The sequence below is a fragment of the Sphingomonas qomolangmaensis genome (genome assembly GCF_024496245.1).
GTDB classification, from domain to species: Bacteria; Pseudomonadota; Alphaproteobacteria; order Sphingomonadales; family Sphingomonadaceae; genus Sphingomonas; species Sphingomonas qomolangmaensis.
The window spans coordinates 2,157,537-2,172,073 of the sequence record NZ_CP101740.1; the positions used below are offsets into that span (position 1 = coordinate 2,157,537).

Annotated in this window: 14 protein-coding genes; 8 read left to right on the forward strand and 6 right to left on the reverse strand. The window is 68.4% G+C overall.

All coding sequences use genetic code 11. The features are described from left to right. The first annotated feature begins 30 nt into the window (after positions 1 to 30). From NMP03_RS10150 to NMP03_RS10165, 4 genes are read left to right on the forward strand one after another with little or no spacing between them, the layout of a single operon-like run. Positions 31 to 1,125 (forward strand): class I SAM-dependent methyltransferase, encoded by a 1,095-nt coding sequence (locus NMP03_RS10150; RefSeq protein WP_406697599.1) that lies wholly within the window; start codon positions 31 to 33, stop codon positions 1,123 to 1,125. After that, positions 1,122 to 1,628 carry a GNAT family N-acetyltransferase gene (locus NMP03_RS10155; protein ID WP_319937584.1) on the forward strand — a complete coding sequence of 169 codons (507 nt, stop codon included), beginning with the start codon at positions 1,122 to 1,124 and terminating at the stop codon, positions 1,626 to 1,628. The genes NMP03_RS10150 and NMP03_RS10155 overlap by 4 nt, the downstream gene beginning before the upstream one ends. Then, positions 1,625 to 2,389 carry a peptidoglycan editing factor PgeF gene (pgeF, locus tag NMP03_RS10160; RefSeq protein WP_256505254.1) on the forward strand — a complete coding sequence of 255 codons (765 nt, stop codon included), beginning with the start codon at positions 1,625 to 1,627 and terminating at the stop codon, positions 2,387 to 2,389. Before NMP03_RS10155 ends, pgeF begins: the two co-directional genes overlap by 4 nt. 33 nt (positions 2,390 to 2,422) lie before the next feature. Next, entirely contained in the window at positions 2,423 to 2,827 is a 405-nt protein-coding gene (locus NMP03_RS10165; RefSeq protein WP_256505255.1) for a DUF4126 domain-containing protein, read from the forward strand. A 120-nt stretch (positions 2,828 to 2,947) separates the two neighbouring features. On the opposite strand, the gene NMP03_RS10170 is transcribed toward NMP03_RS10165, so the two are convergent. Continuing rightward, positions 2,948 to 3,817: a 3-hydroxybutyryl-CoA dehydrogenase gene (locus tag NMP03_RS10170; RefSeq protein ID WP_256505256.1), complete on the reverse strand. Its 870-nt coding sequence runs from the start codon at positions 3,815 to 3,817 to the stop codon at positions 2,948 to 2,950. 62 nt (positions 3,818 to 3,879) lie between these two features. Here NMP03_RS10170 and NMP03_RS10175 point away from each other — a divergent pair, with 62 nt between their 5' ends. Beyond that, the gene (locus NMP03_RS10175) at positions 3,880 to 4,971 is read left to right on the forward strand and encodes a DUF1176 domain-containing protein (protein WP_256505257.1); all 1,092 of its coding nucleotides are present in this window, start codon (positions 3,880 to 3,882) and stop codon (positions 4,969 to 4,971) included. Between the two features lie 107 nt (positions 4,972 to 5,078). Here the strand turns inward: NMP03_RS10175 and egtD are convergent, their stop codons facing one another. The 5 genes from egtD to gluQRS all read right to left on the reverse strand — a co-directional run bounded on the left by egtD (position 5,079) and on the right by gluQRS (position 9,047). Continuing rightward, on the reverse strand, positions 5,079 to 6,056 hold the full coding sequence (gene egtD, locus NMP03_RS10180) for an L-histidine N(alpha)-methyltransferase (protein WP_256505258.1): 978 nt from the start codon (positions 6,054 to 6,056) through the stop codon (positions 5,079 to 5,081). A gap of 1 nt (position 6,057) precedes the next feature. Further along, positions 6,058 to 7,317, reverse strand: a complete 1,260-nt coding sequence (gene egtB, locus NMP03_RS10185; RefSeq protein WP_256505259.1) for an ergothioneine biosynthesis protein EgtB — start codon at positions 7,315 to 7,317, stop codon at positions 6,058 to 6,060. Positions 7,318 to 7,378: 61 nt separating this feature from the next. Then, positions 7,379 to 7,945 (reverse strand): cob(I)yrinic acid a,c-diamide adenosyltransferase, encoded by a 567-nt coding sequence (locus NMP03_RS10190; protein WP_256508094.1) that lies wholly within the window; start codon positions 7,943 to 7,945, stop codon positions 7,379 to 7,381. 4 nt (positions 7,946 to 7,949) lie between these two features. After that, the gene (locus NMP03_RS10195) at positions 7,950 to 8,177 is read right to left on the reverse strand and encodes a twin transmembrane helix small protein (protein ID WP_256505261.1); all 228 of its coding nucleotides are present in this window, start codon (positions 8,175 to 8,177) and stop codon (positions 7,950 to 7,952) included. A gap of 9 nt (positions 8,178 to 8,186) precedes the next feature. Beyond that, entirely contained in the window at positions 8,187 to 9,047 is an 861-nt protein-coding gene (gene gluQRS / locus NMP03_RS10200) for a tRNA glutamyl-Q(34) synthetase GluQRS (RefSeq protein ID WP_256505262.1), read from the reverse strand. A 116-nt stretch (positions 9,048 to 9,163) separates the two neighbouring features. On the opposite strand from gluQRS, the gene NMP03_RS10205 reads away from it, so the two are divergent. The 3 genes from NMP03_RS10205 to NMP03_RS10215 all read left to right on the forward strand — a co-directional run bounded on the left by NMP03_RS10205 (position 9,164) and on the right by NMP03_RS10215 (position 14,205). Then, positions 9,164 to 9,730, forward strand: a complete 567-nt coding sequence (locus NMP03_RS10205; RefSeq protein ID WP_256505263.1) for an HNH endonuclease — start codon at positions 9,164 to 9,166, stop codon at positions 9,728 to 9,730. 70 nt (positions 9,731 to 9,800) lie between these two features. After that, entirely contained in the window at positions 9,801 to 11,870 is a 2,070-nt protein-coding gene (locus NMP03_RS10210) for a S9 family peptidase (RefSeq protein ID WP_256505264.1), read from the forward strand. A 265-nt stretch (positions 11,871 to 12,135) separates the two neighbouring features. Beyond that, the gene (locus NMP03_RS10215; protein ID WP_256505265.1) at positions 12,136 to 14,205 is read left to right on the forward strand and encodes a transglycosylase domain-containing protein; all 2,070 of its coding nucleotides are present in this window, start codon (positions 12,136 to 12,138) and stop codon (positions 14,203 to 14,205) included. Positions 14,206 to 14,537: the final 332 nt, after the last annotated feature.

The following is a 14,537-nucleotide window of genomic DNA, read 5'->3' on the forward strand; positions in this document are numbered from 1 at the left end:
GGGAGGGGTCGGGGGAGCGCCTGTCCAGCCATGACCGGTTCGCCTTCCGACATGCCCTCCCCCAACCCCTCCCGCGAGCGGGAGGGGAGTTTGCCCGAACGCATCGCGCGCGCGATCACGCTAGCCGGGCCGATTGCGCTGTCGCAGTTCATGGGCGCGGCCAACGCGCATTATTACGCGACGCGCGATCCACTCGGCGCGCGCGGCGACTTCACCACCGCGCCCGAGGTCAGCCAGATGTTCGGCGAACTGATCGGGCTGGCGCTCACCGACCTGTGGCACCGCGCCGGCCAGCCCGATGCCGCGCGCTATGTCGAGTTCGGCCCCGGACGCGGTACGCTCGCCGCCGATGCCTTGCGCGCGATGGCGACGGTCGGGCTCGCGCCGCCGGTGCATTTCATCGAGACCAGCCCGATGCTGCGCGCGGCGCAGGCCAGAGCGGTGCCCGATGCCGAATGGCATGTCGATCTGGTCGGGGTGCCCGACGACGGCCCGCTGCTGGTGGTCGCCAACGAATTCTTCGACGCGCTGCCGATCCGGCAATTGGTGAAGACGCCGATGGGATGGCGCGAGCGGCTGGTCGCCTGCCAGGACACGCTGTTCCTGCCGATCGTCGGCGATCACGGCTTCGACGCGGTGATCCCGCCGCCGTTCCGCGACGCCGAACCCGGTGCGATCCTCGAAACCTCGCCGGCCAGCGTCGCGGTGATGCGCGCGCTCGCCAAAAGGATCGTGGCGCAGGGCGGCGCGGCGATCGTGATCGATTATGGCTATGTCGGACCGGCGATCGGCGACACGCTCCAGGCGGTGCGCGGCCACGCCTTTGCCAATCCGTTCGAGGATCCGGGCGAGCAGGACCTGACCGCGCATGTCGATTTCGGCACGCTCGCCGAAGCCGCCGCCGCCGAGGAGGCGATCGTCCACGGCCCCGTCGGCCAGGGCGCGTTCCTCGAAGCCCTGGGCATCGGCCCGCGCGCGGCGGCACTGGCGCGCGCGCAGCCCGAACGCGCACAAGCGGTCGCAGTCGATCGCGAGCGGCTGACCGGCGCCGAATCGATGGGCAAATTGTTCAAGGTCATGGCGATCACCGCCCCCGGCTGGCCGGTGCCCGAGGGGTTTGCGTGATCGACTGGCGCGATGCCGGCCCGCCGGATGCCGACGCGCTGGTGACGCTGGCGCGCGACAGCTTCAGCGAGACCTTCGGGCATCTGTATCGGTCGCAGGATCTGGCGGCGTTCCTTGCCGGGCATACGCACGAAGCCTGGGCCGCCGAGCTTGCCGACCCTGCCTATGCGGTGCGGATCGGCGAGGCCGAGGGGCAGGCGGTCGGCTATGCCAAGCTCGCCCCGCCCAAGCTGCCGATCGAGCCCAAGGGGCCGGCGATCGAGCTGCGCCAATTCTATCTGCTCAAGCCCTGGCACGGACAGGGCCATGCCGACGCGCTGATGGCGTGGGTGATCGCCACTGCACGGGCGCGCGGTGCGAGCGAAATCTTCCTGTCGGTGTTCGTCGACAATCATCGCGCGCGGCGCTTCTACCAGCGCTACGGCTTTCTCGAGGCGGGGAGCTATGCCTTCATGGTGGGCGATCATGCCGATGAGGATATATTGATGCGGTTGCCGCTGTGAACGAAGTCGAAGTCATCCGCGCCGCCGCGCTCGACGGGGTGCGCCACGGCTTTCTGGGGCGGCGCGGCGGGGTTTCGGGGGGGATTCATGCCGGGCTCAACGTCGGGCTGGGATCGGCCGACGATGCCGCCACCGTCGCCGAGAACCGCGCACTCGCGAGTGCCGCCGTCGCGCCGGGCGCGCGGCTGCTGACGTTGTATCAGGTCCATTCGGCCGATGCGGTGACGGTGCTCCAGCCCTTCGACGAGCAGGTTCGCCCGCATGCCGATGCACTGGTGACCGATCGGCCCGGCCTGGCGATCGGCATCCTCACCGCCGATTGCGCGCCGGTGCTGCTCGCCGACACCCAAGCGGGGGTCGTCGGCGCGGCGCATGCCGGGTGGAAGGGCGCGCTCGGCGGCGTCACCGACACCACGATCGCGGCGATGGAAGCGATCGGCGCCCGGCGCGAGCGGATCGTCGCGGCAATCGGCCCGTGCATCGCGCGCGCGAGCTACGAGGTCGATGATGGCTTCCGCGACCGGTTCCTGGCCAGCGACCGCGAGAATGAGCGCTTCTTCGCCGATGCCCGCGCCGGCCATGCGCGCTTCGACCTCGAAGGCTATGTCGCGCACCGGCTCGCCGCGGCGGGGATCGCGCGGATCGAGGCGCTGGGGCTCGACACCTATGCCGATCCGTCGCGCTTCTTCAGCTATCGCCGCGCGACGCATGCCGGCGAGCCCGATTATGGCCGCCAGATCGCGATCATCGCGCTTGGCTGAGCAACCGATCGCGTGGCCGCGCATTGGGGGAAGATGCTAGCCCCCTTCCTGATCGGCATCGCCGCCGGCCTCCGCTCGATGACCCCGCCCGCGGCGGTCGCGCTTCGCCGACACCGGCGCTTCGTGGGGCCTGCGCTCGCGCTGGCAGCGCTGGGCGAACTGGCGGTCGACAAGCATCCGCGCGCACCCGATCGCACCGATGCGGGGGCGGCGGCGGGGCGGATCGTCAGCGGCGCGCTGGCGGGGGCGTTCGTGCGCGGCGGCCGGGTGTCGATTGTCGGCGGGATCGCGGGCGCGGCAGGTGCGGTGGTGGGAACGCGATTGGGGCATCGGCTGCGCACCCGGCTGGCAAAGCGGTTGGGCAAAGACTGGCCAGTGGCGGTCGCCGAAGACGCGCTAGCGATCGGCTTGGTAGCACTGGCCCAGCGACAACGCTGATTCCTCCCCCTTCAGGGGGAGGTGGCAGCCCGCAAGGGCTGACGGAGGGGGCGTCGCCCCAAACGCCCCGCCCGAGCCCGCCCCCGCCACCACCGCTGCGCGGCGGTCCCCAGCATCGGGTCAGCGCGTCGGCACCGGGGTTTCCCCCGAATAATCGTAAAAGCCGCGCTTGGTCTTGCGGCCATACCAGCCGGCTTCGACATATTTGATCAACAGCGGCGCCGGGCGGAATTTGGGGTCGCCAGTGCCCTCGAACAGCACGCGGGTGATCTCCAGGCACGTGTCGAGGCCGATGAAGTCGGCCAGCGTGAACGGCCCCATCGGGTGGTTGAGCCCCAATTTGCACGCGGTATCGACGTCGGGAATCGTCGCCACCCCCTCGCCCACCGCGAAGCACGCCTCGTTGAGCATCGGCATCAGCACGCGGTTGACGATGAATCCCGGCGCGTCGTTGGCGTGGACGATTTCCTTGCCCAGCGACTGGCCGAATTTCTCGACCGCAGCGACGGTGACGTCGCTGGTGGCTAGGCCGCGGATCAGCTCGATCAGCCCCATCACCGGCACCGGGTTGAAGAAATGCACCCCCATGAAGCGCGCGGGATCATGCGATGCCTGCGCCAGCCGGGTGATCGGGATCGACGAGGTGTTGCTCGCGAGGATCGCAGTGGGCGACAGCATTTTGCCGACCGTTTCGAATATCTGGCGCTTGACCGCCTCGCGCTCGGTCGCCGCCTCGATCACCAGTTCGCAGGGGGCCATTGCCGACACGTCACCGACGCATTCGATGTTCGCCAGCGCTTCGTCGCGCGCCTGCGCGGTCAGCTTTTCCTTTTCGACCAGCCGGGCCAGCGCCTTGGCGATCCCGGCCTTGCCCGCCTCGGCGCGGGCCTTGTCGACGTCGGAGAGCAGCACGGCATAGCCCGCCTGCGCCGATACCTGCGCGATTCCCGCGCCCATCTGTCCCGCTCCGATCACGCCAACGCTTTGCATCCATCTTCTCCGCTATTTCGCTACTTGTGCGACCGCGATACCGGGTAGATGTTTCGGGCGCCATGCATCGCACGCTCCTGATCGCCACTTCGCTCGCCGCGCTCGTCGGCTGCTCCGCACCCTCGCCCGCCAACGAGGCGGCGGTGAGCAATGTCGCCGAGCCGCCCGCCGTGGCCGCGCCGCAGGTTGCGGCTCCCACCGCACCGCCCGCTGCGACGACGCCGGGCGAGCTCAAGACATTCGGCGACTGGGCAGTCGGCTGCGACAATCTGCGCAACTGCCAGGCGGTGGCGCTGGCGCCCGAGGACGGGGTCGGCGACTGGCCCGCCTTCCTGCTGTCGATCGAGCGCGACGCCGGTGCCGAGGGCGCGATCCGCGTGACGCTGTCGGGGCAAAGCGAGGCGACGCCGCCGGTGCGGATCGCGATCGACGGCAAGCAGGTAGCCGAGGGTGGCCCTGGCTTTGCCGGTGCCGATGCGGCGGCGATCGCCACCGCAATTGCCGGCGGGCGCAGCGCGGTGGTGCGGGCGGGCCGCGAGACCGCGATCAATTCGCTTGGCGGCGCGTCGGCGGCGCTTCGCTATATCGATGCGCAGCAGGGACGCGCCGACACCGCGGGCGCGCTGGTGGCGAAGGGCGCCGGGCCTGATCGCAGCGTCGCCGCCGCCGCGCCGGTGATCCGCGCGATCGCGCCCGCGGGCACCGCCGCGACGCTGACGCCGGCGGTCGAGGCCGAGCTTCGCAAGATCGCCGAATGCGGCATCGCCGATTTCGTCGATGACGTGCCGCGCGCCGAAACGCATGCGCTGGGCGGCGGCACGACGCTGGTGCTGCTGCCGTGCGACCAGGGTGCGTATAATGCGATCGCCGCGCTGTTCGTGATCGGCGCCGACGGCAAGCCGGTGCCCGCCAAGCTCGACGCCGACACGGGCATGAGCCCCGAGGCGCAGCCGGTGCCGACGGTGGTGAACCCCGACTTCGCCGATGGCGTGCTCTCGACCTATGCCAAGGGGCGCGGCCTGGGCGATTGCGGGACGACGCAATCGTTCGTCTGGGACGGGCAGCGGTTGCGGATGACCGAGATGGCGGCGATGTCCGAATGCCGCGGGAGCATGGATTACATCACGGTGTGGCGGGCCGAGGTGACGCGCTAAAAGTCTACCCCACCCGTTCGTTTCGAGCGCGGTCGAGAAACCGGGGTTAGCGCGCCATCTGGTGTTTCTCGACTTCGCTCGAAACGAACGGGTGGGTCGGGCGTAGCTCAGGGCGCGGTCTCCACGGGCTTCGCCTCGGTCAGGATAAGCGCGAACCACCCCTGCGGGTCGGTCCATTCGGCGACCGGGGTCCAGCCGCCCGCGCGCAGCAGCACGCGCGCGCCGCGTTCGCCATATTTGTGGCTGTTCTCGGTATGGATCGTCTCGCTCGCCGCGATGCTGAAATCGCGGCCATCAACGGTGAAGGCGACGTCGCGCGTCGCGCGCAGGTGCATCTCGATCCGCGAGGCATCGTCGTTCCACACCGCCTGATGCTCGAACGCGTCGATCGGGATCGTCCCACCGAGCTCGCGGTTGATCCGTTCGAGCAGGTTCAGGTTGAACGCCGCGGTGACGCCCGCCGAATCCGCATAAGCGGGGATCAGCACGGCTTCGTCCTTCACCCGGTCGATACCGATCAACAGCATCGATCCCTGCCCGAGCGACTGGCGCATCGTGCGCAGCAGGTCGGTTGCCGAGGCGGGGGTCATGTTGCCGATCGTCGAGCCGGGGAAGAAGCCGAGCTTGGGCAGGTCGGCCACCGCCCTGGGCAGCGGCACCGGGTGCATGAAATCGGCCTCGACCGGATGCACCGCCAAGCCCGCGAACTGGCGGCTGAGGTCGGCGGCCGAGGACCTGAGAAACTCGCCCGAGATATCGATCGGCACATAGGCGGCGGGCGCGACCGCGCGCAGCAGCCGCGGGGTCTTCATCGACGAACCCGATCCGAACTCGATCACCGCGCGGCCCGGCCCCACCGCCTCCGCCAATGCCCCCGCTGCCTGGTCGAGCAGCGCGGCTTCGGTGCGGGTAGGGTAATATTCGGGAAGATCGGTGATGTGCTCGAACAGCTCCGAGCCGCGCCGGTCGTAGAACCAGCGCGCAGGAATCGCGCGCGGCCGCGCCGCCAGGCCATTCAGCACATCGGCGCGAAAGGCAGGATCCGCCAGCGACGCCTGACCGTCCTCGATCTCGGGTTTCAGCATATCAGAGGTCCTTGGCGAGCCTGACGCCGGTGAACTGCCAGCGCTGGTGCGGATAGAAGAAGTTGCGGTAGCTCGCGCGCACATGCCCGCGCGGGGTGGCGCAGCTGCCGCCGCGCAGCACGAACTGGCCGCTCATGAACTTGCCATTATATTCGCCGACCGCGCCCTCGGCAGTCTGGAACCCCGGGTAGGGGCGATAGGCGCTGCCGGTCCATTCCCAGACATCACCGAAAAAGGCGGGGCCGCCGGTCGACGGGCGCGGCTCGACCGGGCCGGCGGTATCGAGCAGATTGCCACCTTGCGGATCATGCGCGGCAGCGGCGGCTTCCCATTCGGCCTCGGTCGGCAAGCGGGCGCCGGCCCAGGCGGCATAGGCGTCGGCCTCGAAGAAGCTGACATGCGTCACCGGCGCGGCGGGATCGACCGCGCGGCGGCCATCGAGCCCGAAGCGAGTCCAACCCTCGCCCTCGCGCTGCCAATAGAGCGGTGCCTCGACCCCCTCGGCGCGGACCCAGGCCCAGCCATCGGCGAGCCAGTGGCGCGGCTCAAGATAGCCGCCATCGGCGATGAACGCTGCCCATTCGCCGTTGGTGACCGTGCGGTCGGCGATGGCGTGCGGGTGGAGCAGAGCGGCGTGGCGCGGCCCTTCGCAATCGAAGGCGAAGTCGCTGCCGGCGTGGCCGATCTCGGCGATCCCAGCCGCTCCCTCGATCCAGCCGATCGGCGCTGGCATCGGCACCGGCACCTTGCGCGGCGCGGGCCAGATCGCGGGCTCGACCGGGTTTTGCGCGAACAGGTGCAGGATGTCGGTGAGCAGCAGTTCCTGGTGCTGCTGCTCGTGGTTGCAGCCGAGTTCGATCAGCTCGAGCACATCCTTGGGCAAATCGCCGATCGCCGCGACCAGCGCGCTATCGACCGCGTGGCGATAGCCGAGCACCTCATCGAGCGTCGGGCGGGTGATCATCCCGCGCCGGTTGCGCGCGTGGCGTGCGCCCTCGGCCTCGTAATAGCTGTTGTAGAGGAACGGAAAGCGCGCGTCGTGGAGCGTGTAGCCGGGCACGTGGTCGCGCAACACGAAGGTTTCGAAGAACCAGGTGGTGTGCGCCAAATGCCATTTGGCGGGCGAGGCATCGTCCATCGACTGGATCGTCGCATCGGCATCGCTAAGCCGCGCGACGAGCGCCGCGCTCAGGCCGCGTACCTCCCGGAAGCGCTGCGCCAGTTCGTCGGGGGCAAAGGCACGATCGCGGCGTGGCTGCATGGCGAAAACTCCGGGGGCAAGCAACCAACGCCGCAGGGCGAGGTCGGACGGCGAGCGACGCCTAGCGTGACGCTCCGGGAACCCACAAAACGTCGCCCGTCGCCATTTTGTTCACATGCCGCGACAAAACAAACAGCAGGTCGGACAGCCGGTTGATGTACATCAACGCCGCCGGGTTAAGCGGCGCGGCCTCGTTCGCCGCGACCATGCTGCGCTCGGCGCGGCGCACCACCGCGCGCGCGACATGTAGCGCCGCTGCGACCGGATCGCCGCCGGGGAGCACGAAGCTGGTCAGCGGATCGAGATCGTCAGTGGCGCGGTCGATCGCTGCCTCGAGCCGCTCGACCTGGCCTTCGGTGACGCGGAGGTCATGCGCGCCGGGCTCGCCGCCCCAAGGCGTGGCAAGGTCAGCACCCAAATCGAACATTTCGTTCTGGATGCGCAGCAACCGCTCGCGCTGCGCCCCGGCTACCATCTGGACCACCACGACGCCGAGCACCGAATTGGCCTCGTCGACATCGCCGATCGCAGCCATCAGCGGCGCGCTCTTCGAGATGCGCGAGCCATCGACCAGCCCCGACGTCCCGGCATCGCCGGTGCGGGTATAGATGCGGTTGAGCTTTACCAGCGGATCAGGTCCGGCCGCCGACGAACAGGATCGCGACGACGATCAGGATCGCGATCGCCTGAAAGAAGATGCGCGCCTGCATCATCTTGTTCGATCGCAGCGCCGGCGCGCTGACCCCCTCGCCTTTGAGCTCGGCTTCGGTCGTCTTCAGGAAGATGACGATGCCGCGAACCAACGCCACGACGGTGGCGAGCATCGCAGCGACGAGCAGGATGACGAGGAAGGTGTTCATGAGAGAGATTTAGGCCTTCGGACTCGAAAATCCAACCCATGGCTGCCCTGTCCTTAGGGCGGTAGCGAAGGCGGCCCCGTCGATCCCCTCGGCGCGCATCGCCGCCAGGCTCGGCGCGCCGCTGCGTTTGGCGAGCCGCTCGCCATCGGCCCCCAGCAGCAGCGGGTGGTGATGGTAGCGCGGGGTGGGCAGATCGAGCAGCGCCTGGAGCAGCCGGTGGATGTCGGTCGCAGCGAACAGGTCCGCCCCGCGGACGACGTCGGTCACGCCTTGCGCGGCATCGTCGATCGTCACCGCCAAATGATAGCTGGCGGGGGCATCCTTGCGCGCGAGGACGACATCGCCCTGCGCCAGCGGATCGGCGCGGACGGTGCCCTCGCTATCGTCGTGCCATTCGAGCGCGCCGGTGATCGCCACCGCCGCCGCCATGTCGATCCGCCAGGCGTGCGGCTGCCCCACCCGCGCCGCGCGTGTCTCGGGCGACAGCGTCCGGCACGTTCCCGGATACACCGCGCCGCCCGGCCCGTGCGGCGCCGAACCACTCGCGGCAATATCGGCGCGGGTGCAGAAACACGGGTAGAGCAGCCCGCGCGCGCGCAATCGGTCGAGTGACTGCTGATACCGCGCCAGCCGCGCCGATTGATACACCACCGGTCCGTCCCGGGTCAGCCCGAGCCATGCCAGGTCATCGAGGATTCCGGCGACATGCTCGGGCCGGCTGCGCGTACCGTCGATATCCTCGATCCGCAGCAAGAAGCGGCCGCCGCGCGCGCGCGCGAAATCATGCGCGGTGATCGCCGATACCGCATGCCCGGCGTGCAGCCGGCCGGTGGGGCTCGGTGCGAAACGCGAAACGATCATCGGCTCCATCCTTTGGTCGGCTCGCCCCAATTCAGCCCCCTTGACCATGAGTCACACGGCGTGCTGTCATACGCACGTCACGGTAAATCGCGACAGGGAAGCGAGTAGAGGGAGTTGGGAGCCTCATGTACCATCCCGATCTGATCCGGCACCCCGATGGTTGTCCCGCGCTGGTGCTCAACGCCGACTTTACCCCGCTCAGCTATTATCCGCTGAGCGTCTGGCCATGGCAGACCGCGATCAAGGCGGTGTTCCTCGATCGGGTGAACATCGTTTCCAATTACGAGCGCGAAATCCGCAGCCCAAGCGCACGGATCAAATTGCCCTCGGTGATCGCGCTCAAGCAATATGTCCGCCCGTCGGCGTTTCCCGCGTTCACGCGGTTCAACCTGTTCCTGCGCGACAAGTTCACCTGCCAATATTGCGGGTCGCTGGGTGACCTGACCTTCGATCACGTCGTCCCGCGCGCGCAAGGCGGGCGGACGACGTGGGAGAATGTCTGCACCGCCTGCGCGCCTTGCAACCTCAAGAAGGGCGGGCGCACCCCGAAGCAGGCGCATATGCCGCTGCACGTCACGCCGATCCGCCCGACGAGCTGGCAGTTGCAGGAACATGGCCGGCGCTTTCCGCCCAATTACCTGCACGCGACCTGGCATGACTGGCTCTATTGGGATGTCGAACTCGACGCGTAACGGTTTCGATTGCAACGATACTGACGGTGCTATAGCCTCCTAAGTCACCGCAAGGTTGGGGAGAAATAGCATGAAATATCCGTCGTTCGCGCGTGCCGCATCGCTGGCAGCGCTTAGTGCCGCGTTGCTCGCACCATTCCAGATTTCGGCGCAGAACGCTCCGGCGCCCGCCGCCGGCCAGCTGATCCCGCGCGAGCTGATCTTTGGCAATCCCAGCCGTTCGGGCGCGCAGGTGAGCCCCGACGGCAAGCATGTCTCGTGGCTCGCGCCGGTCGACGGCGTGATGAACCTGTGGGTCGCGCCGATCGCGACGCCAACCCAAGGGAAAGCGATCACCGCCGACAAGAGCCGCGGCATCACCCAATATTTCTGGGCGCCCGATGGCAGCCATGTGATGTACATCCAGGACGCGGGCGGGAACGAGAATTTCCACGTCTTCGCAGTCGCCGCAGCAGGCGGCGCGCCGCGCGACCTGACCCCGGTTGACGGCAAGGTCCGCGCCGCGGTGCAGGGGGTGAGCAGCCTTCGCCCCGATGTCGTGCTGGTCGGCCTCAACGATCGCAACCCGCAATTCTTCGATCTGTACGAGGTCGACTACAAGGCGGGCACGCGCAAGCTGGTGCTGCAGAATCCGGGCTATGGCTCGATCCTGACCGACAACCAGTTCAAGCCGCGCTTCGGGATGAAGCAGGTGCCCGGCGGCGGATCGAGCGTCGAACGCCTCGAGGCCGATGGCAGCTGGAAGCCGGTGTTCCAGATCGCCAACGAAGACGCCTTCACCACCAACCCGGTGGGCTTCAACAAGGACGGCAGCGCCTTTTACTGGGTCGACAGCCGCGGCCGCGACAAGGCGGCGCTGATGCGGATGGACCCCGCGACTCTCAAGTCGACAATGATCGCACAGAGCGACCGCGCCGACATCCAGGGCATCGTCGCCGATCCCAAGACCTTCGAGCCGATCGCCTATTCGGTGAACTATCTCAAGAACGACTGGACCGGGCTGACCGCCGAGGCGAAGGCCGACCTCGCCTTCCTCAAGGGCAAGCTGCCCGGCGAGATCGCGATCACCTCGATCACCGACGATGGCCGCCTGGCGACGGTCGCGGCCTTCGCCGCCGAAGCACCTGGGACGTCGTATTTGTACGATCGCCAGGCGAAGACGCTGACGAAGCTGTTCGACGTCCGCCCCGAGCTGGCGAACTACAGGCTCCAGCCGATGCAGCCGGTCGAAATCCCCACCGGCGACGGCAAGACGCTCGTGAGCTATCTCACGCTGCCCGCAGGGGCCGATACCAATGATGACGGCAAGGCCGACAAGCCGGTGCCAATGGTGCTGTTCGTCCATGGCGGCCCGTGGGCACGCGACGGCTATGGCTATAACGGCACCCACCAATGGCTCGCCAATCGCGGCTATGCGGTGCTGAGCGTCAATTATCGCGGCTCGACCGGCTTCGGGAAGGGCTTCGTCAACGCCGCGATCGGCGAATGGTCGGGCAAGATGCACCAGGATCTGCTCGATTCGGTCGATTGGGCGGTCAAACAGGGCGTCGCGATTCCCGACAAGGTGGCGATCATGGGCGGCTCGTACGGCGGCTATGCGACGCTGGTGGGGGTGACCTTCACGCCTGAGACCTTCGCCTGCGGGGTCGATATCGTCGGCCCGTCGAACCTCAAGACGCTGATGGAGAGCTTTCCGCCTTACTGGCGGCCGATGCTCGAGGGGACCTTCTACAAGCATATCGGCGACCCGACCAAGCCCGACGACGTCAAGCGGATGATGGCGCAATCGCCGATCAGCCGGGTCGATGCGATCAAGGTGCCACTGCTGATCGGGCAAGGGCAGAACGACCCGCGCGTGGTGAAGGCCGAAAGCGACCAGATCGTCGAAGCGATGCGCGCCAAGAACCTGCCGGCGACGTATGTGAACTATCCCGACGAGGGCCATGGGTTCCAGCGCCCACCCAACCGGCTGAGCTTCAACGCGGTGGCCGAGGGGTTCCTGGGCCAGTGCCTTGGCGGCAAGGCCGAGCCGATCGGTGACGATTTCACCGGATCGACGCTGCAGGTGCTCGAAGGCGCGCAACATGTGCCGGGGCTGGCCGAGGCGCTGCCCAAGGCTGCGCCGGCGGGCGGGCAGTAAGCGAGCGGGGATGGGGTGAGGTGCCGGCCTCACCCCACCCCCCTTCCGTCACCCCGGACTTGATCCGGGGTCCACCGTGCAACAATGCGGTGCCGGTGGTTGACGAGAGGTGGACCCCGGACCAAGTCCGGGGTGACGGCTTGGGTGGCTTCCTGCACCCCCGCCCCTCCCTGCCCCCAACTCCCAACGTGACGACGGTAAACGCGCGGTATATGCTGGCCACCTTGCGCGCGGCGTATTAGCGCGATAATACAGCAGCGGGCATATGCGTATCGACACTCTCGACCAATGGCGACCGACGCCCCCGCCCGGTGACCCGTTCGCCCCCGCTTCGTCGTCGCCCAACCCAGCGCCCCCCGCCCCGCCGCCGGGCGAACCCCCGTTGCCGCCATCATGGCGGCCGAGCCCGATGCGCTGGATCGCGCGCGGGCTCGCGGCGCTGATCGTGCTGCTGGTGCTCGCGATCGCGTGGCTGGCGATCACCGCGCCGATGTCGAAATCGCTCGAACCGCCGGTGCCGCCGTCGGTCACCTTGCTGTCGGCCGAGGGCGACCCGATCGCGCGCCACGGCGCGATTATCGGCACGCGCGTCGACGCGACCAAACTGCCCGCGCACGTCAAGGCGGCGTTCCTGGCGATCGAGGACAGGCGCTTCCGCAGCCATTGGGGAGTCGATCCGCGCGGCATTGCGCGCGCCTTCGTCAACAACGTCTTTACCAGCCGCTCGTCGCAGGGTGGCAGCACGATCACCCAGCAATTGGCGAAGAACGCCTTTCTCTCGTCCGACCGAACCTTGGGCCGCAAGGCGCAGGAGCTGATGATCGCCTTCTGGCTCGAAGCCTGGCTGACCAAGGACGAAATCCTCTCGCGCTATCTGTCGAACGTCTATTTCGGCGACAATGCCTATGGCCTCGACGCCGCCGCCAACCATTATTTCAGCCGCGACCCCGAGGATCTCAGCATCGGCCAGGCGGCGATGCTCGCGGGACTGGTCAAGGCGCCGTCGCGGCTCGCGCCATCGAAGAACCTGTCGGGTGCGCGCGCACGCCAGGCCTTGGTGGTGGCGGCGATGGCCGATGCGGGCTTCATTAGCGAGGCCGAGGCCGATGACGTGCCGCCCGCGCGGCTGAAGATGGCCAAGACCAAGCGGCTGCCGACCGGTTCCTATTTCGCCGATTGGGTAATGCCGCAGGCGCGAGACCAGGCGGGCGCGATCGGCGCCGACCAGACGGTGAAGACCACGCTCGAGACACGGCTCCAGCGCGCAGCCGAACGCGCGGTGCGCAACGCCGGCTTGCGCGAGGCGCAGGTGGCGATCGTTTCGATGCGCCCCGACGGGCGGATCGTCGCGATGGTCGGCGGCAAGGATTACGCCAAGAGCCCGTTCAACCGCGCGACGCAGGCGCGGCGCCAGCCGGGATCGACCTTCAAGCTGTTCGTCTATCTCGCCGCCTTGCGCGCCGGGATGGAGCCCGCCGACATGGTCGAGGACCGCCCGGTGACGATCGGCGAATGGAGCCCCAAAAATTCGGACGGGCGCTATCTCGGCGATATCAGCCTGGCGCGGGCATTTGCGCGATCGAGCAACGTCGCCGCCGCGCGGCTGACCCAGCAATTGGGACCCAAGGCGGTGATCAAGGCGGCGCGCGACCTCGGCATCTCGACGCCGATCCCCAACGAGGCGACGATCGCGCTCGGCACCTCGTCGGTCTCGCTGATCGAGCTGACCGCCGCCTATGCCGCAATCGCCGCGGGCGAAGCCCCGGTGCGCGCGCGCGGGCTGTCGCAGGTCGCCGAGGGGAGCTGGCTCGAACGGCTGGGGATCGACACGCGGCAGATTCCTTCGGGGCAGCTCGAAGACATGCGCAGCCTGCTCGCGGGGTCGATCGCGCAAGGTACCGGGCGGCAGGCGCGGCTGTCGGTCGAGGCGTTCGGCAAGACCGGAACGACGCAGGACAATCGCGACGCGCTGTTCATCGGCTATGCCGACGGCATCGTCACCGGGGTGTGGGTCGGCAATGACGACAACACCCCCAATGCCGGGCTGTCGGGCGGCGGCGTGCCCGCGCGGATCTGGCGCGACTATATGATGCGCGCGACCGGCGCGAGCGCGGGCGGCCGCCCGCCCGAGGCGATCGAAGTCGTCGAGGAAGCCGCGAACGTCGCCGAGATGCTCGGCAACGAATTGGGAGTCGAGGTGCCGCCGATCGACCTGCAGGGCGAGTTCGAAGGGCTCGGGCTGAACCTGCGCGTCGGCCCCGATGGCGAGATCGAAATGGGGCCGCGCGAACGCCGCCGCGAGGAAGAGCCGCCGGTAGAAGAGGAAGCGTTCTGAACCTACCGTTCCTCCCCCGCCAGGGGGAGGTGGCGGGCGCTTCAGCGTCCGTCGGAGGGGACGGATGGGGGAACCGTGGTGGGTAATACCGACGCGCATCGCTTCCGCCCCCTCCGTCAGCCTTTTGGCTGACACCTCCCCCTGGCGGGGGAGGATCGCGCCGGCCGAGATTCGGGTCGGTCGCCACCCAAACCGCATCGGGTGCTGTTCACCCCAAATCCTCCCCCGCCAGGGGGAGGTGGCTGACGCTTCGGCGTCCGTCGGAGGGGGCGGATACGGGAACCGTGGTGGGGAATACCGAAGCGCATCGCTTCCGCCCCCTCCGTCAGCCT